The sequence below is a fragment of the Pseudomonas sp. PA-6-3C genome (assembly GCF_021605825.1).
In the GTDB taxonomy this organism is placed as follows: Bacteria; Pseudomonadota; Gammaproteobacteria; order Pseudomonadales; family Pseudomonadaceae; genus Aquipseudomonas; species Aquipseudomonas edaphica.
Genome location: NZ_WKDV01000011.1, coordinates 22,393 through 37,117, shown reverse-complemented (window position 1 = coordinate 37,117; position 14,725 = coordinate 22,393). Strand labels below are relative to the sequence as shown.

Genomic DNA, 14,725 nt, shown 5'->3' with positions numbered 1-14,725 from the left:
TAACTGAACCACCGCTATCGCAGGCAAGCCAGCTCCCACCTTTAGATCTCTGTTAGCCGAAACGATAGATGTCCATCCCCAGCGCGCCCAAGGTGAACCCCTGATGCGCCACACTGAAATCGCCCCCGGCGCCCCGTGCAAAGTACAACGGCAACAAATGCTCATCGCTGGGATGGTTGCGCACGGCATGCGGCGCCTGGCGGCGGTAGTCGTGCAGGGCCGCTTCATCGTTGGCGGCAAGTTTATCCACCACCCAATCGCGAAAATCCCGCGCCCACGGCTCGATGCTCTCAGGGCCGGCGCGCCAGTTCAGCTCACCCAGGTTATGGGTGATGCTGCCGGAGCCGATCAGCAGCACACCCTGTTCGCGCAGGCTCGCCAGGGCATGCCCGACTCGGGTTTGCAACGCCGGGCCCATGCGGCTAGGCAAGGAAACCTGCACCACTGGAATATCCGCCGCCGGGTACATCAGTGACAGCGGCACCCAGGTGCCGTGGTCGAAGGGGCGGCGTTCATCGAGTTGCGCGTCGAGGCCATCGGCTTGCAGCAGCCCGACGATTTGCGCGGCCAACTGCGGGTTGCCCGGCGCCGGGTACTGCACGGCAAACAGTTCGGGAGGGAACCCACCGAAGTCGTGCCAGGTTTGCGGGGCGGCGCTGCCAGTGACGAGTAATTGGTCGCTTTCCCAGTGCGCCGATACCACCACAATCGCCTTTGGCCGTGGCAGTTCAGCCGCCAAACGGCGCAGCGCCGGGGCACTGGCACCGGGTTGCAGGGCGAGCATGGGCGAACCGTGGGAGATAAACAGGCTGGGGAGCATAAGTCGGGTCCTGAGGGTTAACATAGGCCCATCTTCAATCAGATCATTGATCTAAATCTAATATAAGTTTTAGCGCCTTTTGATCGATTTTTCAGGGTGATTTATGGAGCCTAAGTTTTGGCAAGAGCGCTGGGCGCGCAATCAGATTGGCTTTCACCTGCCTGACGTCAACCCTTACCTGCAACGGCATTGGCCGAAACTGGTACTGCCGGTTGGCGCAAAAGTGCTGGTGCCGTTGTGTGGCAAGAGCCTGGATATGATCTGGCTCGAAAGCCATGGGTATCGCGTAATGGGCGTGGAATTGTCGGAGCAGGCGGTTGAAGCCTTCTTCAATGAGCAATCGTTGACGCCGCATATCCGCCAGCAAGGCGCGTTCAAGGTGTATGCGTCCGGCTTGATCGAGGTGTGGTGCGGCGACTTCTTCGCTGTCGACGCCGAGGCGGTGAGCGATTGCACAGCACTCTATGATCGCGCGGCGTTGATCGCTCTGCCGCCGCTGATGCGGGCGCAATATGCTGAGCATCTGAATACGCTTCTGCGCCCTGGTTGCAAGGGGCTGCTGATCACCCTGGACTATGATCAGACGCAGAAGGCTGGGCCGCCATTTGCGGTGACTGACGAGGAAGTCAGGGTGTTGCTGGGCTTGCGTTGGAGCCTGACTGTACTTGAAGAGCAAGACATCCTGGGCGAGAGCTGGAAGTTTGTGCAGGACGGCGTTACGCGGCTGGAGGAGCGTGTGTATCAACTGACTCTGCGTTGACTATTGCATCGCCATCGCGGGCAAGCCCAGCTCCCACAGTGAATGCGTTCCAATGTGGGAGCCGGGCTTGCCCGCGATGGCGTTATCAGCACCTACAAAAAAGGGGCGATCAAATCGCCCCTTTCTGTGTCGTATCAGCCCCGACGACGCAGCGCGTCGATACGCTCCTCCAGTGGCGGGTGGCTCATGAAGAAGCGGGCAAAGCCTTGCTTGATGCCACCGTTGATGCCAAACGCGGTCAGGCTGTCGGGCATGTGTACCGGCAGGCCCTGTTCGGAGCGCAGGTGTTGCAGCGCTGCGATCATTGCACCGGTGCCGGCCAGGCGGGCGCCGGCTTCGTCTGCGCGGAACTCGCGTTTGCGTGAGAACCACATGGTGATCGCACTGGCCAGGAAGCCCAGCACCACTTCAGCAAAGATGGTCGCCACGAAGTAAGCGATACCACGGCCTTCTTCGTTCTTGAAGATCACCTTGTCGACAAAGTTGCCGATGATCCGTGCGAAGAACATCACGAAGGTGTTCACCACGCCTTGTACTAGCGCCAGGGTGACCATGTCGCCATTGGCTACGTGGCCGATCTCGTGGGCCAGCACGGCCTTCACTTCGTCGTAGGAGAAGCGTTCGAGCATGCCCTGGCTCACCGCAACGAGCGCGTCGTTCTTGTTCCAGCCGGTGGCGAAGGCGTTGGCTTCATAGGCGGGGAAGATCCCGACCTCAGGCATCTTGATGCCGGCCTCGCGGGACAGTTGCTCAACGGTTTGCAGCAACCATTGTTCATGCCGGGTGCGTGGCTGGGTGATGACCTGGGTGCTGGTGCTCATCTTCGCCATCCATTTGGAGATGAACAGCGAAAACAGCGAGCCGGCAAAACCAAAGACCGCACAGAAAACCAGCAGCTGATTGAGGTTCAGATCAACCCCGTTGGCCGCCATGAACCCGTTGAAGCCGAAAAGGCTCAGGGTGATGCTGGCAATCAGCACGACCGCCAGGTTAGTGGCCAAGAACAGCAGGATGCGCATCATGGTTGTAGAGTTCTCCTCATGCTTAATATGTCGCGTACTGCGGGGTATATAAGGTGCGGCCTAAGGTGATTCAACCGAGCGACTATTTCAAACTGTGTCCTACAGCATCAATGTAGAGCCTTGAAGGGAATTTCTGACCTGGAAAGTGACGGGTGATCACCCCGCTCATGGCTTGGCGCCCTGTAATTACAAGGGGTTGACCGGTGCGTGGTGTGCAGCGGCGAGCGAGGAGGGAAGGCAGGCTAGAGAAGTGTTGCCAGATACTCGCTGTACGACCGAATGGCGGTCGTACCGCGACTTTTAGGTTACTGGCGATAGGACTTGAGGAAGTTGCCGATGCGACCAATGGCCATGTCCAGGTCATCCACACGCGGCAAGGTCACCACGCGGAAGTGATCCGGCCACGGCCAGTTGAACGCCGTTCCCTGCACCACCAGCAGCTTTTCCGACAGCAGCAGGTCGAGCACGAATTTCTCGTCGTTGAGGATCGGGCAGACTTTCGGGTCGATGCGTGGGAAGGCATACAACGCGCCCATGGGTTTCACGCAGCTGACGCCCGGGATCGCGTTGAGCAGTTCCCAGGTGCGGTTGCGTTGCTCCAATAGACGGCCCTGGGGCAAGACCAGGTCGTTGATGCTCTGGTAGCCGCCGAGAGCGGTCTGGATCGCATGTTGGCTCGGCACGTTGGCGCACAGGCGCATATTGGCCAGCATGTCGATGCCTTCGATGTAGCTCTGGGCATTGTGCTTGGGGCCTGAGATGGCGATCCAGCCGGAGCGGAAACCCGCCACCCGGTAGGACTTGGACAGGCCATTGAAGGTCAGGCACAGCAGGTCCGGTGCCAGGGAGCCGGTGCAGATGTGCACGGCGTCGTCGTAGAGGATCTTGTCGTAGATCTCGTCGGAGAACACCACCAGGTTGTGCTGGCGCGCCAGTTCGAGCATGCCCAGCAACACTTCTTTGGAATAGACGGCGCCGGTGGGGTTGTTCGGGTTGATGATCACCAGGGCCTTGGTGTTCGGGGTGATCTTGGCCTTGATGTCGGCCAGGTCCGGGAACCAGTCCGCGCCTTCATCGCACAGGTAGTGCACCGGGTGGCCGCCGGCGAGGGTCACGGCAGCGGTCCACAGCGGGTAGTCGGGCGCCGGCACCAGCACTTCATCGCCATTGTTGAGCAAGGCCTGCATGGACATCACGATCAGCTCGGACACGCCATTACCCAGGTAGATGTCTTCGATGCCGACACCTTCGACCTGCTTTTGCTGGTAGTACTGCATCACGGCTTTACGCGCGCTGAACAGGCCCTTGGAGTCGCTGTAGCCCTGGGCTGTCGGCAGGTTGCGGATCACGTCCTGGAGGATTTCGTCCGGCGCTTCGAAACCAAAAGGCGCCGGGTTGCCAATGTTCAGCTTGAGGATGCGATGGCCTTCCTCTTCCAGGCGTTTGGCGTGCTTGAGCACCGGGCCGCGAATGTCGTAGCAGACGTTGGCGAGCTTGTTCGATTTGCTGACCTGCATGGCGATGTGATCCTGAAAATGAACGATCCAGACGGCGTGGACACTACCGTACTGCGAAACCTGCGGGGCTCGCACCCATAAATACGTTTGAATGCCGGTAGCGCGGGTGCCAGACTGGCGTTTTGAAGAGGCGCAATCATACGTGCCGCCTGATCCATGGAAAAGACACAGATCAGGGTTTTTCAGTTGCCGAGGTGTATCGATGGATAAGTTGCAGAAAACCGTTGAAGAATGGAAGGCGATGCTCGATCCGGAGCAGTACAACGTGTGCCGTCTCAAAGGCACCGAGCGACCTTTCAGCGGCAAATACAATGCCACCAAGACTGATGGCGTGTACCACTGCATTTGCTGCAATGAGCCGCTGTTCGATTCCACCACCAAGTTTGATTCCGGCTGCGGCTGGCCGAGTTTCTACGCGCCGATTGCCGACAGCGCGATGATCGAGATCCGTGACATCAGCCACGGCATGATCCGCACCGAAGTCACCTGTGCCAAGTGCGACGCGCACCTGGGGCATGTGTTCCCGGACGGTCCGCCGCCCACCGGCCTGCGTTACTGCATCAACTCGGTGTGCCTGGACCTCGTTCCACGCTGACTGATCGTTCCCACGTTCCGCGTGGGAACGCCTCCTGTGACGCTCCGCGTCACGACTTTAGAAGCGAACGCACAGCGTTCTGAGCTGCATTCCCACGCGGAGCGTGGGAACGATCTATGTGCAGGCATCACTGCGGTCAATTAAATTGCACGCAATTGAATTGCCTACTACCTTTATAGCTCTTTCTCCGTATCCGAGGCGCTGCCATGAGCGACAACCTGCTGAGCATCCCGTGCACCACCATCAAGGGTGAGCAAAAGACCTTGGCCGATTTTGCCGGCAAGGCCATTTTGGTGGTCAACACCGCCAGCAAATGTGGTTTCACCCCACAGTACAAAGGCCTGGAGCAAGTGTGGCAGCAGTACAAGGACCAGGGTCTGGTGGTGCTGGGCTTTCCCTGCAATCAGTTCGGCAAACAGGAGCCAGGCAACGAAGGGGCGATTTCCGAGTTCTGCGAGCTGAACTTCGGCGTCAGCTTCCCGCTGTTCAAGAAGATCGACGTGAATGGCAGCGACGCCCACCCACTGTTCGTGCAACTTAAAAAACAAGCGCCGGGGCTGCTGGGCTCCAAAGGTATCAAGTGGAACTTCACCAAATTTCTGATCGGCCGTGATGGCAAGGTGGTCAAGCGTTTTGCCCCGACCACCAAGCCCGAAGCCCTGACCCAAGAGATTGAAGCTCTGCTCAAATGACCGACTTGCCCCGCGTGTCCCTGGCGCTGGACGACCAGCTGTGTTTCAAGCTCTATGCCGCGTCCCGAGCGGTGACGCGGGCTTACAAGCCCATGCTCGATCAGTTGGGCCTGACCTACCCGCAATACCTGGCGATGCTGGTGTTGTGGGAATGGCACTGCGCGACCCCAACGCAACCCACGGTCAAGGCCCTGGGCGAGCGCCTGATGCTGGACTCTGGCACGCTGACGCCGCTGCTTAAGCGCCTGGAACAGCTGGCGCTGGTGCAGCGCCGGCGCAGCGCGCTGGATGAGCGCGAGGTGCATCTGAGCCTGAGCCCCGCGGGCGTACAGTTGCGCGACCAGGCCCATGCCCTGAAAACCCGGCTGCTGTGCGACAGCGGTGTGGACTTGAACCAGGCCGACGTGTTGCGCAATGGTCTGGACGAGCTGCTGGCGCAGATCAAAAACTTGTCGAGTTCGGCACCCACAGGTCCAGCAGGGCTTTGAGCTCTTCGCGACGAAACGGTTTGGCCAGGTAGTCATCCATTCCCGCCGCCCGGCAGCGCTCGCGTTCTTCCGCCAGGGCGTTGGCGGTCAGGGCGACGATAGGCAGCTCCGGCCAGCGCCCGCTGCGGCGAATCTGCCGGCTGGCCTCGTAGCCGTCCATTACCGGCATATTGCAGTCCATCAACACCATGTCGAAGCGCTGCTCCTCCAGCAACTTGAGCGCCTCGCCGCCATGGGCAGCCACAATCACTTCGCAGCCGAGCTTGCTGAGCATGCCCTTGGCTACCAATTGATTGACCGGGTTGTCCTCCACCAGCAGGATGCGCGCGCGATGTGCCAGGGGCACGGCTTCCATCTGGACAGGGTCGAGGATCAGTTGCGCCTCGCTGCGCAGGTTGCGCTGCAGAATCTGATACAGCGCGTTGCGGCTCAACGGGCGTGCCTGTTGCTGCAGCGGCATCAGAGCCGCGACTTCTTCGCTGGGCATGAAGTTGCCATAGGCCGTCACCAGCAGGATCGGCGCGCTGATGCCAGGGCGCAGGCGGAACAGGCACTCCGGGCAATCGGTGATCAGCAGGTCGGGGGCCAGCCCGGTCAGGTCGTCATCCTGGGAGTAACAGCGCAGCGCCAGCCCCCAAGCCGGCAGCAAGGTGCCGAGCAATTCCGCCAGGCCACTCCCGGTGTTGGTGATGGCGATGACTTCGCCCAACAGCGGCGCTTGTCGTGCGGCCGGCAAATGTGTGGGCAGCGGCAGGTCGGCGCAGAACTGGCTGCCAAAACCGACTTCCGAGCTGATGCTCAAGCGGCCCTTCATCGCTTCACACAGGTTATGCGTCAACGCCAGCCCCAGCCCGGTGCCGCCGAACTGGCGTGTGATACCCGCACCGGCCTGGGTAAACGGCTGGAATATTTTCACCTGCGCTTCCTGGGCAATGCCGATGCCGGTGTCACAGACTTCGATTTTTACCCGGCCATCCTCGGCACTGAGGCGCACATCCACACGCCCGAAGCGGGTGAACTTCAAGGCATTGGAAAGCAGGTTGCTGACGATTTGCCGCACCCGTGTCGGGTCGCCAATGACTTGCGCAGGAAACAGCGGGTCGATCAGGCAGGTCAACTCGACACTCGGCGCCGCGTTCTGCGACAGCAGGTTGGCGGTGTCTTCCACCAATGAGCCGAGGTCGAACGGGATGCGTTCGAGCTCCAACTGGCCGGCGTCGAATTTCGACAGGTCGAGGATATCGTTGAGCAGTTCCACCAGCACCTTGCCCGAATCGTGGGCGATGGACAGTTGCTGGCGTTGTTCGGCGTTCAGCGGGCTGTCGAGCGACAGCGCGATCATGCCCAGCAAGCCATTGAGCGGCGTGCGGATCTCATGGCTCATATTGGCCAGGAACGCGGCGCGCGCCTGGGCCATGGCCAGGGCGGTCAATTTGGCGGCTTCGAGTTCATCGTTGGATTGGCTCAAGCGCTGGTTGCTGGCCTTAAGCTCCAGAGTGCGTGCCGAGACGATATCTTCCAGTTGGCCCAGGTACTCGGTGAGGCGGTCCTCGGCATGGCGCCGTTGCTGGATTTCGGTCTGCATGTTTTCGAATTGCTGGTTGGCGACGTTCACCAGCACGCCGATTTCATCGTTTTCGTGACCCGGCGGGCAATCCAGGCGGGCCTGCTTGCTGGTGCTCAGGGCACGGATGATGCGCACCAGTGGCTGAGTCAGCATCACGTAGAACAGGCCCAGCAGAATGCCTGTCAGCAGCAGGCTGCGGGCGAACCCGTTGAGCAAGGTTATCTCGGCGCGGTGCAGGAAACGGCTGCCAAAGGCGTAGGTGTCGACGTCCAGGCGCAGCACGCCGAGGGAATCCTCGGGCATGTGGCTCAGGAACAGTCGATCTTCAAACAAGCGGTTGGCGCCAAACAGGAAGTCACTGATGGGCCGGTAGGCGCTCTCTTTGCGCGGCCGGTTCACGTCGGCCAGTACCACGCCATTGTTATCGACCAGTTGCGCGTGGGTGATGGCCGGCGAGTGCAACAGGCCCAGGGTCAGTTCCTGGGCAAGTTCGGCATCAATGTTGTAGGCGATACGTGAGGCAGGGTTATGGCTGATTTCGATCAGTGAGCGTATTTCACGGTTGATCGAGGCGTCTTCGCTGGCATAATCAATGCCGATTTGGATCAGGCTGAGCAAGGTTCCCAAGACGAAACCGACCAGCACAGTCAATCGAGCTTGTTTATAAGACAAGCGGTGGGCGAACTTGATATCCATCGGGTGTTGAACCACTTCACGTTTCCCTTCGCCCGGCAAGCATAGCTGAACATCCACAGGCTTTGGCTTGGCCGGCATGAATCGTTTTATACGCAGCCTCGTGGGGTCTGCCACAGGGTTGCCAATACGCCATCTTTTGCAAGAACTTGCCAGAGGAATAATCGTGGATTCTCGATTGAATGCCTTTCTTGAGCGGGCCGATGCGGTCCTTGCGCGCCTGGAACCGCTGTTACCTGCACCGCGCCAAGCCATCGATTGGAATAACTGCCTCGCCGCCCGTTGGCAGCGCGAAGGCCGTACTGGCTTTTTGCTCCCGCTGGAAGTGAGCCTGGACATGCGCCTGTCCGACCTTATCGGCGTGGACAAGCAACGTGAGCAACTGGCTCGCAACACTCAGCAATTTCTCGATGGCCTGCCCGCCAACCATGCGTTGCTGTGGGGCTCGCGCGGCACCGGCAAATCCTCCATGGTGCGTGCTTTGCTGGCCCAGCATGCCAAGGCCGGTTTGCGCCTGATTGAAATCGAGCGCGATCACCTGGCTGACCTGCCGCGCGTGGTCGAGCAACTGCTCAAGCTGCCGCAACGGTTCATCCTGTTCTGTGACGACCTGTCTTTCGAAGCGGGTGAGGGCGATTATCGCGTACTCAAGAGCGTACTGGACGGCTCCCTTGAGCAAGCGCCGGAAAATGTGTTGCTGTATGCCACCTCCAACCGTCGTCACCTGGTACCGGAAAACCAGAGCGACAACGACAATTGGAAGCGCGTGGACGGTGAGTTGCACCCCAGCGAGGCGGTGGAAGACAAGATCGCCTTGTCCGACCGTTTTGGCCTGTGGCTGTCGTTCTATCCGTTCAGCCAGGAACACTTCCTGGACGTGGTCGAACACTGGATCGGCGAACTGGCCAGCAAGGCCGGCTTGCAGTGGCAGCGTGATGAAGCCCTCGACATCCTGGCCGTGCGCTGGGCCACCGGGCGTGGCAACCGCAACGGCCGTTGCGCGTATCAATTCGCCCGTTACTGGGTGGGTCTCAAGTTGTTGGAGCGTCAACCATGATCGATTTACAACAGGCCGGCACCGGCCTGGATGGCTACGCCATGCTCTGCGCGCAGTTGGAATCGCTGCTCGCCGATGAGCGTGACTTTATCGCCAACAGTGCGCAGTTCTCGGCGTTCCTGTTCAACCAGTTGGACGACTTGAACTGGGCGGGCTTCTACCTCAATCGCAATGAAGAACTGGTGCTTGGCCCGTTCCAGGGCCAGATCGCTTGCGTGCGTATCCCCTTCGGGCGTGGCGTCTGCGGCGCGGCGGCGGCATCCCGGCAAACCCAGCGGGTGGAAGATGTGCATGCGTTCCCAGGCCATATTGCCTGTGACAGTGCCTCCAACAGCGAACTGGTGGTGCCCTTGGTCAAGGATGGCCTACTGGTGGGTGTCCTGGATCTGGACAGCCCGTCGCTGGCCCGTTTTACCGCGCAGGACCAGGCGGGCATCGAGCAGTTGGCGGCGATTTTCCTGCGGTTGACCGACTGCTGATCCCGCAGGAGAGGGTCGGCCGCCGTTATTGGCTGTCCAGCTTATGCAGCTGTACTTGCAGCGTCCTCTCCAGCTCCAGCATGAGTTTTTCCAGGGCCTTGACCCCCATGTCTATCGTGGGGCGCTCCTCGTTGCGGGCGCAGGCCAGCTCCAGTGCTTCGCATTGCGCGGCCAATGCACTTGCCTGGACGATGCGCGCGGCGCCCTTGATCTTGTGGGCTTGCTCAATGATCGCCTGGGGCGCTGCCTGGCGGGCCATCAAGGCCACCAGGTCCTCGCGGTCCTGACGGCTGCTGCTTAACAGTTGCGCAAGCAAACGCTGGCTCAACTGCGGGTCGCCTCCGGTCAGTGCGTCCAGGCAATCGAGTTCCAGCCGCTGGCCGCTGGATCGGGGTTTGATCTGCGCCAGTTGCTGCTCCAGTGCAGTGAGGCTGATGGGCTTGAACAGGCAGTCATTCATGCCCGCCTGCGCACAGCGAAGTTTCTCCTCGGGTTGGGCATTGGCGGTGAAACCGAGGATTACGCAGGGCACCTGCTGTTCTCGCTGCTCGTATTCACGGATCGAACGGCTCAGCTCATAGCCATTCATGATGGGCATGTTGCAATCGGCAATCACCAGGTCGAAGTGCTCCTGGCGCCAGGCCTGAAACCCGGCGGCGCCATGTTGGGCTGCCGTGAACTGGTGCCCGAGGTAACCTAATTGCTGGCACATCAGCAAACGGTTCGCCGGGTGGTCGTCCACTACCAGCACATTGAGCACCGCCGCGGCTGTTGGCGCCTGAGACTTGAGCTCGTCCAGCGCTTCAATGGGCTTGAGGCAGGTCATCTTCAGGCTGACCTGCACTTGAGTGCCCACCATTGGCACGCTGCTCAGGCTCAGTTGCCCACCCATCATCTCGCACAGGCTGCGACAGATCACCAGCCCCAGGCCCGCTCCGCTCCTGGCCAGGTGCCCGGAGTTGTCCGCCTGGGCAAAGGGTTCGAACAGGCGCAATTGGTCGTCCCGGCTGATGCCGATGCCTGTGTCCTCGACCACCAGCTTCATCTGCACCTCTTGGGGCTGCTCGGTGGCTTGCACCTGCACCTTGATCTTCACCTGCCCGCGCTCGGTGAACTTGATCGCGTTGCTGACCAGGTTGGACAGCACCTGCTTGAAGCGCAGCGGGTCTATCAGCACGGCGGTGTTGTCGAGGTTGGGGTCGAATTCGAGTAACAGGCTGAGGGTTTTCTGGCGGGCCAGACCATCGAAGACGCGCACCACCGATTCGATCACTTCGCGCAGGTTCACGCGCTCGGGAGCCAGGCTCAGGCGGCCGGATTCGATACGTGCAATGTCGAGGATATCGCCGATCAGCTCCAGCAGGTCCTTGGCCGAGTTGTAGGCCACTTCGATAGCCGGACGGTCGAGATGGCCCTGATCGGCGCGCTTGAGCGTCAGTTCCAGCATCCCGATCACGGCATTCATCGGCGTGCGGATTTCATGGCTCATGGTGGCGAGGAAGGTGCTTTTGGCGCGGTTCGCCTCGTCGGCGCGTTCCTTGGCAGTGCGCAACTCGTCGAACAGTTGGCGCCGGTCACTGATATCGATCCAGCCACCGATGATGCCCTGGACTTCGCCGTCCGAGTCGCGATAGGGCAGGATCCAGTGGTAGATCGTGAGTTTTTTGCCGTGAATGTGCAGGGTGCGATCAAGGATCAGCGGAGTGCCTTCCACCACCACCCGTTGGTAGTCGGCATGGTACTGCGCGGCTTCAGGCGCCAGGGCCATGTCCATTTGCACCACACTCTTGCCGATGACCTCTTCGCGTTTGACCCCGAACACTTGCAGGTAGCTGTCATTGCAGGTCTGCAACAGGCCCTTGCGATCACGCACATAGATTGGGTGCGGTGTTTCATTGACCAGTGCGCGCATGAACTCGAACTGGTCATTGAGGGCGCGCTCGGCCATTTTGCGGTGCTTGATCTGGCGGCGCATGTAGGCGTTCCAGGTCAGGGAAATCAGCAGCAGCAACCCGGTGCCAATGATGATTTGCGCAATCAGTTGGTGGTAATTGCGCCAGTAACTGTCCGAGGCTGGCGTGTAACCGCGCCAGCGGCTGTTGATCACGCCCATTTCGTCCGGGGCAATGCTCAGCAGCGCCTTGTCCAGGATTGAGCTCAGTTCGACGGCACCGCGCGGCGTGGCCAGGGCGAAGGTGGCGGGCAGCGTGCCAATGCTGGCGCTGATCTGCAGTTTGTCCTGGAACACCTGGGAGGCCAGGAAATAGTTGGCGATGACCAGTGAGTTCACTGCCCCGTCCACGCTTCCCTGAGCCAGCATTTCCGAGGCCTTGAAGGTATCGCTGACTTCCACCAGGCGAATCTGTGGGAAGTTTTCTTGCAAGGTTTTTTCCAGCGGGTTACCGAGGGTGATTGCCAGGCGCTTGCCTGCCATCTGCTCCAGGTTTGTGGCCGCGTCGGGCTCCTTGCGGGTCAGCAGGACGTAGGAGTTTTCCAGGTACGGGCGGCTGAAGCTGAGCTGAACCTCGCGTTCGGTGCTGGGGACGATGGCCCCGATGATATCGGCTTTACCCGTGGTGAGCTGCTCGATCATCGTGCTGACTTCGCGACTGCGCTGTATTTCAAAACGCAGGCCGGTGCGCAGGCGGATCAGTTCCAGCAGGTCGGCGGTAATACCGCGAAAGTTGCCGTCGGCATCGAAGAACGTCAGCGGCGCGAACGTCTCATTGACCACGACTTTTACCACCGGGTGATCTTTGAGCCAGCGCTCTTCACGCTGGGTCAGTTGCAGTTTCTTGTCGGTCAGCAAGATGTCGCTGCCGGCGCTCCAGCGCTTGGCAATGCTGTCTCGTTCATTAACGGGGACGGCCGTCAGCACCGCGTCGACGATGCTCTGTAGAACCTCCTGATCGTGACGCAAGGCGAAGCTGAACCCATAGGCTTCATGCTTGCCGAAGTTGGCCATGTGGATATTTTTGAGGTAGCCCTTGTTGATCATGTAATGGGTGGAAATAGTGTCCCCCAGAAACACATCCGCCTGATCGAACGCCACGGCATTGAGCGCGTTTTGATAGGAAGGAAAGGCGCGGATATCCGCCTGCGGGTATAACTTTTCCACTTCGTTCAGCGGCAGGTAGTGATAAACAAGGCTCAAGCGCAGGCCGGCCAGACCATCGCTTAAACTGCGCGTTTCACCTTCGCGGGTCACCAGTACGGGCTGGTCCACCGCATACGGCTGCGACAGGATGAGTTTCGGGTTGGCGGCCTCAAAGCCATTGGATGAGCCCAGCAGGTCGATTTCCCCGGTTTCCAGCGCATGGATCGCGGCGTCTCGTGTCGGATAACGCAATACCTTGACGGGCAGGGCCATGGCTTTGGCCAGCAGCCCTGCGTAATCGGCGGTCAGGCCTTCATAGTCGCGACCGCTGGAGGTGAGGTCGAAGGGCGGATAGTCGGGTGCCGAGGTGCCCAGTACCAGCTCGCGTTTGTACATTAGCCACTGGCGCTGGGTCTTATCCAGCTGAATATCGAGTTGAACGGTACCCGCGCGGCTCAATAAGGTGAAGTGTTCCGGTCCGATTTGAGGGGCCGCGGGCACGGTAGTGCTCAAGCACAGGCCGGCCAATAATATAATCAGATAGTCCTTTATACGCCTTGGCATCCGCTTTCTCACACTAGCGCGTTTCGTTTTGCCATCTCGATAAGTTCTACCAAGGACTTGGCTTTAAGTTTTTGCATCAGCCTTTTTTTGTAGGTACTTACTGTCTTGTTACTTAGAAACATACCTTTGGCGATTTCTTTGTTTGTACGACCTTGTGCAAAAAGTTGCAGCACCATCAGTTCCCGGTCGTTCACGGCCTTGAATAACTCAAGTTCCAGTGCGTCCTTGCTGTCGGCGCCATTGGAATTGAGTGCCTGGCTGGGGAAGTAGTTGTAGCCAGACAGTACCGCACGAATGGCACTCAGCAGTTCGCTCAGGTCGCCTTCCTTGCACACATAGCCGTCTGCGCCCGAGCGCATGCAGCGGGTGGCAAACAACGTCGGGCTCTGGGCCGTCAGGATCAGGGTTTTCATCGAGGTGTTCATCGCGTTGAATCGGCAGAGCACTTCGAGGCCGTCGAGTTTTGGAATACTGATGTCCAGGATGATCAGGTCGGGCAGGCATTCGCGAACCATTTGTATCGCGTCACAACCGTTGTCCGTTTCGCCAACGATTTTATAACCTTCGTGTTCCAGCAACATGCGAATCGCCAGCCTGATAACCGGGTGATCATCAATGATAAAAACCGTGTTCATAATCATATTCCATGCAAGTGCAAATAAAGCGGGCACATTAGCTCAGAAGAAGAGGGAGGAGGACGAGCGTTGGGGGGAGTAGATATAAAACAGGAGAATTCCTACATAATAAAAGGTAACGACCTACGGTTCGATAAGGCTTTGCGTCGTCGGATGTAAGTAATAGTTGGATCAGTAAGCCTTGGAGCCGTGCCTGGGATTCGGCGATGGTTTTGCGGCGATTGTTTACCGGTGAACGGTGTTTATAGTCCTACAGTTATAACGAGAGCAGTGGCGCAATCAACTCTGTCAGTGCATCTTTATTCAGGGGCTTCAATAAATAACCAAGCAGGGGCAGCCCGCGCCGCCGGGCCTGGAGTGTCAGGTTGGACAACTCTGTTGCGGGCAGCCCGCTCAACAGGATTGCGCCGGTGATGAAGTGTTGGCGGCTGGCAATGTCTACCAGTTCCAGCCCAGGCAGGTCAGGCAGGCATTGATCGCACAGCATCAAGTCAAAGGGGCGGGTGGCGCAAGACATCGAGCGGATCGCCTGCTCGGCATTTTCCGCAAGGGTCAGTTGTTCGAAACCGAAGCTTTTGAGCAGGCACTGCGTGGCCAGGAGTTGAAAGGGATGATCCTCCACCAATAGGATTCGAAGACGGGGTATGGGCATAGAAGGCACATGGCTCAGTCAGAGGGGCGTGACGTAGGAATTGCGTGTCGGGTTCGCAAGAAGCGTGCTCGATTATTCCTCGAGCGG

13 protein-coding genes are annotated in these 14,725 nt (G+C 59.4%); 6 read left to right on the top strand and 7 right to left on the bottom strand.

The annotated features are described in order from the left end of the window. Positions 1-52 precede the first annotated feature (52 nt). Positions 53-820 carry a DODA-type extradiol aromatic ring-opening family dioxygenase gene (locus GIW48_RS09865; protein ID WP_236461091.1) on the bottom strand — a complete coding sequence of 256 codons (768 nt, stop codon included), beginning with the start codon at positions 818-820 and terminating at the stop codon, positions 53-55. Positions 821-923: 103 nt separating this feature from the next. Here GIW48_RS09865 and GIW48_RS09860 point away from each other — a divergent pair, with 103 nt between their 5' ends. Beyond that, the gene (locus tag GIW48_RS09860) at positions 924-1,580 is read left to right on the top strand and encodes a thiopurine S-methyltransferase (RefSeq protein ID WP_138451883.1); all 657 of its coding nucleotides are present in this window, start codon (positions 924-926) and stop codon (positions 1,578-1,580) included. 134 nt (positions 1,581-1,714) lie between these two features. On the opposite strand, the gene htpX is transcribed toward GIW48_RS09860, so the two are convergent. Continuing rightward, positions 1,715-2,602: a protease HtpX gene (gene htpX, locus GIW48_RS09855; RefSeq protein ID WP_017136167.1), complete on the bottom strand. Its 888-nt coding sequence runs from the start codon at positions 2,600-2,602 to the stop codon at positions 1,715-1,717. 305 nt (positions 2,603-2,907) lie between these two features. Beyond that, positions 2,908-4,119: a pyridoxal phosphate-dependent aminotransferase gene (locus tag GIW48_RS09850; protein ID WP_017136168.1), complete on the bottom strand. Its 1,212-nt coding sequence runs from the start codon at positions 4,117-4,119 to the stop codon at positions 2,908-2,910. 202 nt (positions 4,120-4,321) lie between these two features. Between GIW48_RS09850 and msrB the strand changes: the two genes are divergently transcribed. The 3 genes from msrB to GIW48_RS09835 all read left to right on the top strand — a co-directional run bounded on the left by msrB (position 4,322) and on the right by GIW48_RS09835 (position 5,894). Next, a complete protein-coding gene (gene msrB / locus GIW48_RS09845) occupies positions 4,322-4,714 on the top strand; it encodes a peptide-methionine (R)-S-oxide reductase MsrB (protein WP_017136169.1) in 393 nt (130 codons plus the stop codon). A gap of 206 nt (positions 4,715-4,920) precedes the next feature. After that, a complete protein-coding gene (locus tag GIW48_RS09840; protein ID WP_099549066.1) occupies positions 4,921-5,406 on the top strand; it encodes a glutathione peroxidase in 486 nt (161 codons plus the stop codon). Beyond that, positions 5,403-5,894 (top strand): MarR family winged helix-turn-helix transcriptional regulator, encoded by a 492-nt coding sequence (locus GIW48_RS09835; RefSeq protein WP_017136171.1) that lies wholly within the window; start codon positions 5,403-5,405, stop codon positions 5,892-5,894. Before GIW48_RS09840 ends, GIW48_RS09835 begins: the two co-directional genes overlap by 4 nt. On the opposite strand, the gene GIW48_RS09830 is transcribed toward GIW48_RS09835, so the two are convergent. Continuing rightward, complete coding sequence (locus tag GIW48_RS09830) at positions 5,848-8,157, bottom strand: hybrid sensor histidine kinase/response regulator (RefSeq protein ID WP_177033546.1); 2,310 nt, start codon at positions 8,155-8,157, stop codon at positions 5,848-5,850. The genes GIW48_RS09835 and GIW48_RS09830 overlap by 47 nt on opposite strands. Before the next feature lie 163 nt (positions 8,158-8,320). Between GIW48_RS09830 and GIW48_RS09825 the strand changes: the two genes are divergently transcribed. Beyond that, positions 8,321-9,211: an ATP-binding protein gene (locus tag GIW48_RS09825; RefSeq protein ID WP_017136173.1), complete on the top strand. Its 891-nt coding sequence runs from the start codon at positions 8,321-8,323 to the stop codon at positions 9,209-9,211. Continuing rightward, positions 9,208-9,690 (top strand): GAF domain-containing protein, encoded by a 483-nt coding sequence (locus tag GIW48_RS09820; RefSeq protein ID WP_017136174.1) that lies wholly within the window; start codon positions 9,208-9,210, stop codon positions 9,688-9,690. Before GIW48_RS09825 ends, GIW48_RS09820 begins: the two co-directional genes overlap by 4 nt. A 25-nt stretch (positions 9,691-9,715) precedes the next feature. On the opposite strand, the gene GIW48_RS09815 is transcribed toward GIW48_RS09820, so the two are convergent. From GIW48_RS09815 to GIW48_RS09805, 3 genes are all read right to left on the bottom strand, one after another. Further along, positions 9,716-13,351, bottom strand: a complete 3,636-nt coding sequence (locus GIW48_RS09815; protein ID WP_099549064.1) for a transporter substrate-binding domain-containing protein — start codon at positions 13,349-13,351, stop codon at positions 9,716-9,718. 8 nt (positions 13,352-13,359) lie between these two features. After that, positions 13,360-13,986, bottom strand: coding sequence for a response regulator transcription factor (locus GIW48_RS09810; protein ID WP_017136176.1), 627 nt, complete (start codon positions 13,984-13,986; stop codon positions 13,360-13,362). Positions 13,987-14,242: 256 nt separating this feature from the next. After that, positions 14,243-14,638, bottom strand: coding sequence for a response regulator (locus GIW48_RS09805; protein ID WP_017136177.1), 396 nt, complete (start codon positions 14,636-14,638; stop codon positions 14,243-14,245). Positions 14,639-14,725: the final 87 nt, after the last annotated feature.

Bases quoted from the DNA above. Each gene is read 5' to 3' on its own strand.
- GIW48_RS09865 (WP_236461091.1), bottom strand. From the start codon at position 820: ATGCTCCCCAGCCTGTTTATCTCCCACGGTTCGCCCATGCTCGCCCTG.
- GIW48_RS09860 (WP_138451883.1), top strand. From the start codon at position 924: ATGGAGCCTAAGTTTTGGCAAGAGCGCTGGGCGCGCAATCAGATTGGC.
- htpX (WP_017136167.1), bottom strand. From the start codon at position 2,602: ATGATGCGCATCCTGCTGTTCTTGGCCACTAACCTGGCGGTCGTGCTG.
- GIW48_RS09850 (WP_017136168.1), bottom strand. From the start codon at position 4,119: ATGCAGGTCAGCAAATCGAACAAGCTCGCCAACGTCTGCTACGACATT.
- msrB (WP_017136169.1), top strand. From the start codon at position 4,322: ATGGATAAGTTGCAGAAAACCGTTGAAGAATGGAAGGCGATGCTCGAT.
- GIW48_RS09840 (WP_099549066.1), top strand. From the start codon at position 4,921: ATGAGCGACAACCTGCTGAGCATCCCGTGCACCACCATCAAGGGTGAG.
- GIW48_RS09835 (WP_017136171.1), top strand. From the start codon at position 5,403: ATGACCGACTTGCCCCGCGTGTCCCTGGCGCTGGACGACCAGCTGTGT.
- GIW48_RS09830 (WP_177033546.1), bottom strand. From the start codon at position 8,157: ATGGATATCAAGTTCGCCCACCGCTTGTCTTATAAACAAGCTCGATTG.
- GIW48_RS09820 (WP_017136174.1), top strand. From the start codon at position 9,208: ATGATCGATTTACAACAGGCCGGCACCGGCCTGGATGGCTACGCCATG.
- GIW48_RS09815 (WP_099549064.1), bottom strand. From the start codon at position 13,351: ATGCCAAGGCGTATAAAGGACTATCTGATTATATTATTGGCCGGCCTG.
- GIW48_RS09810 (WP_017136176.1), bottom strand. From the start codon at position 13,986: ATGAACACGGTTTTTATCATTGATGATCACCCGGTTATCAGGCTGGCG.
- GIW48_RS09805 (WP_017136177.1), bottom strand. From the start codon at position 14,638: ATGCCCATACCCCGTCTTCGAATCCTATTGGTGGAGGATCATCCCTTT.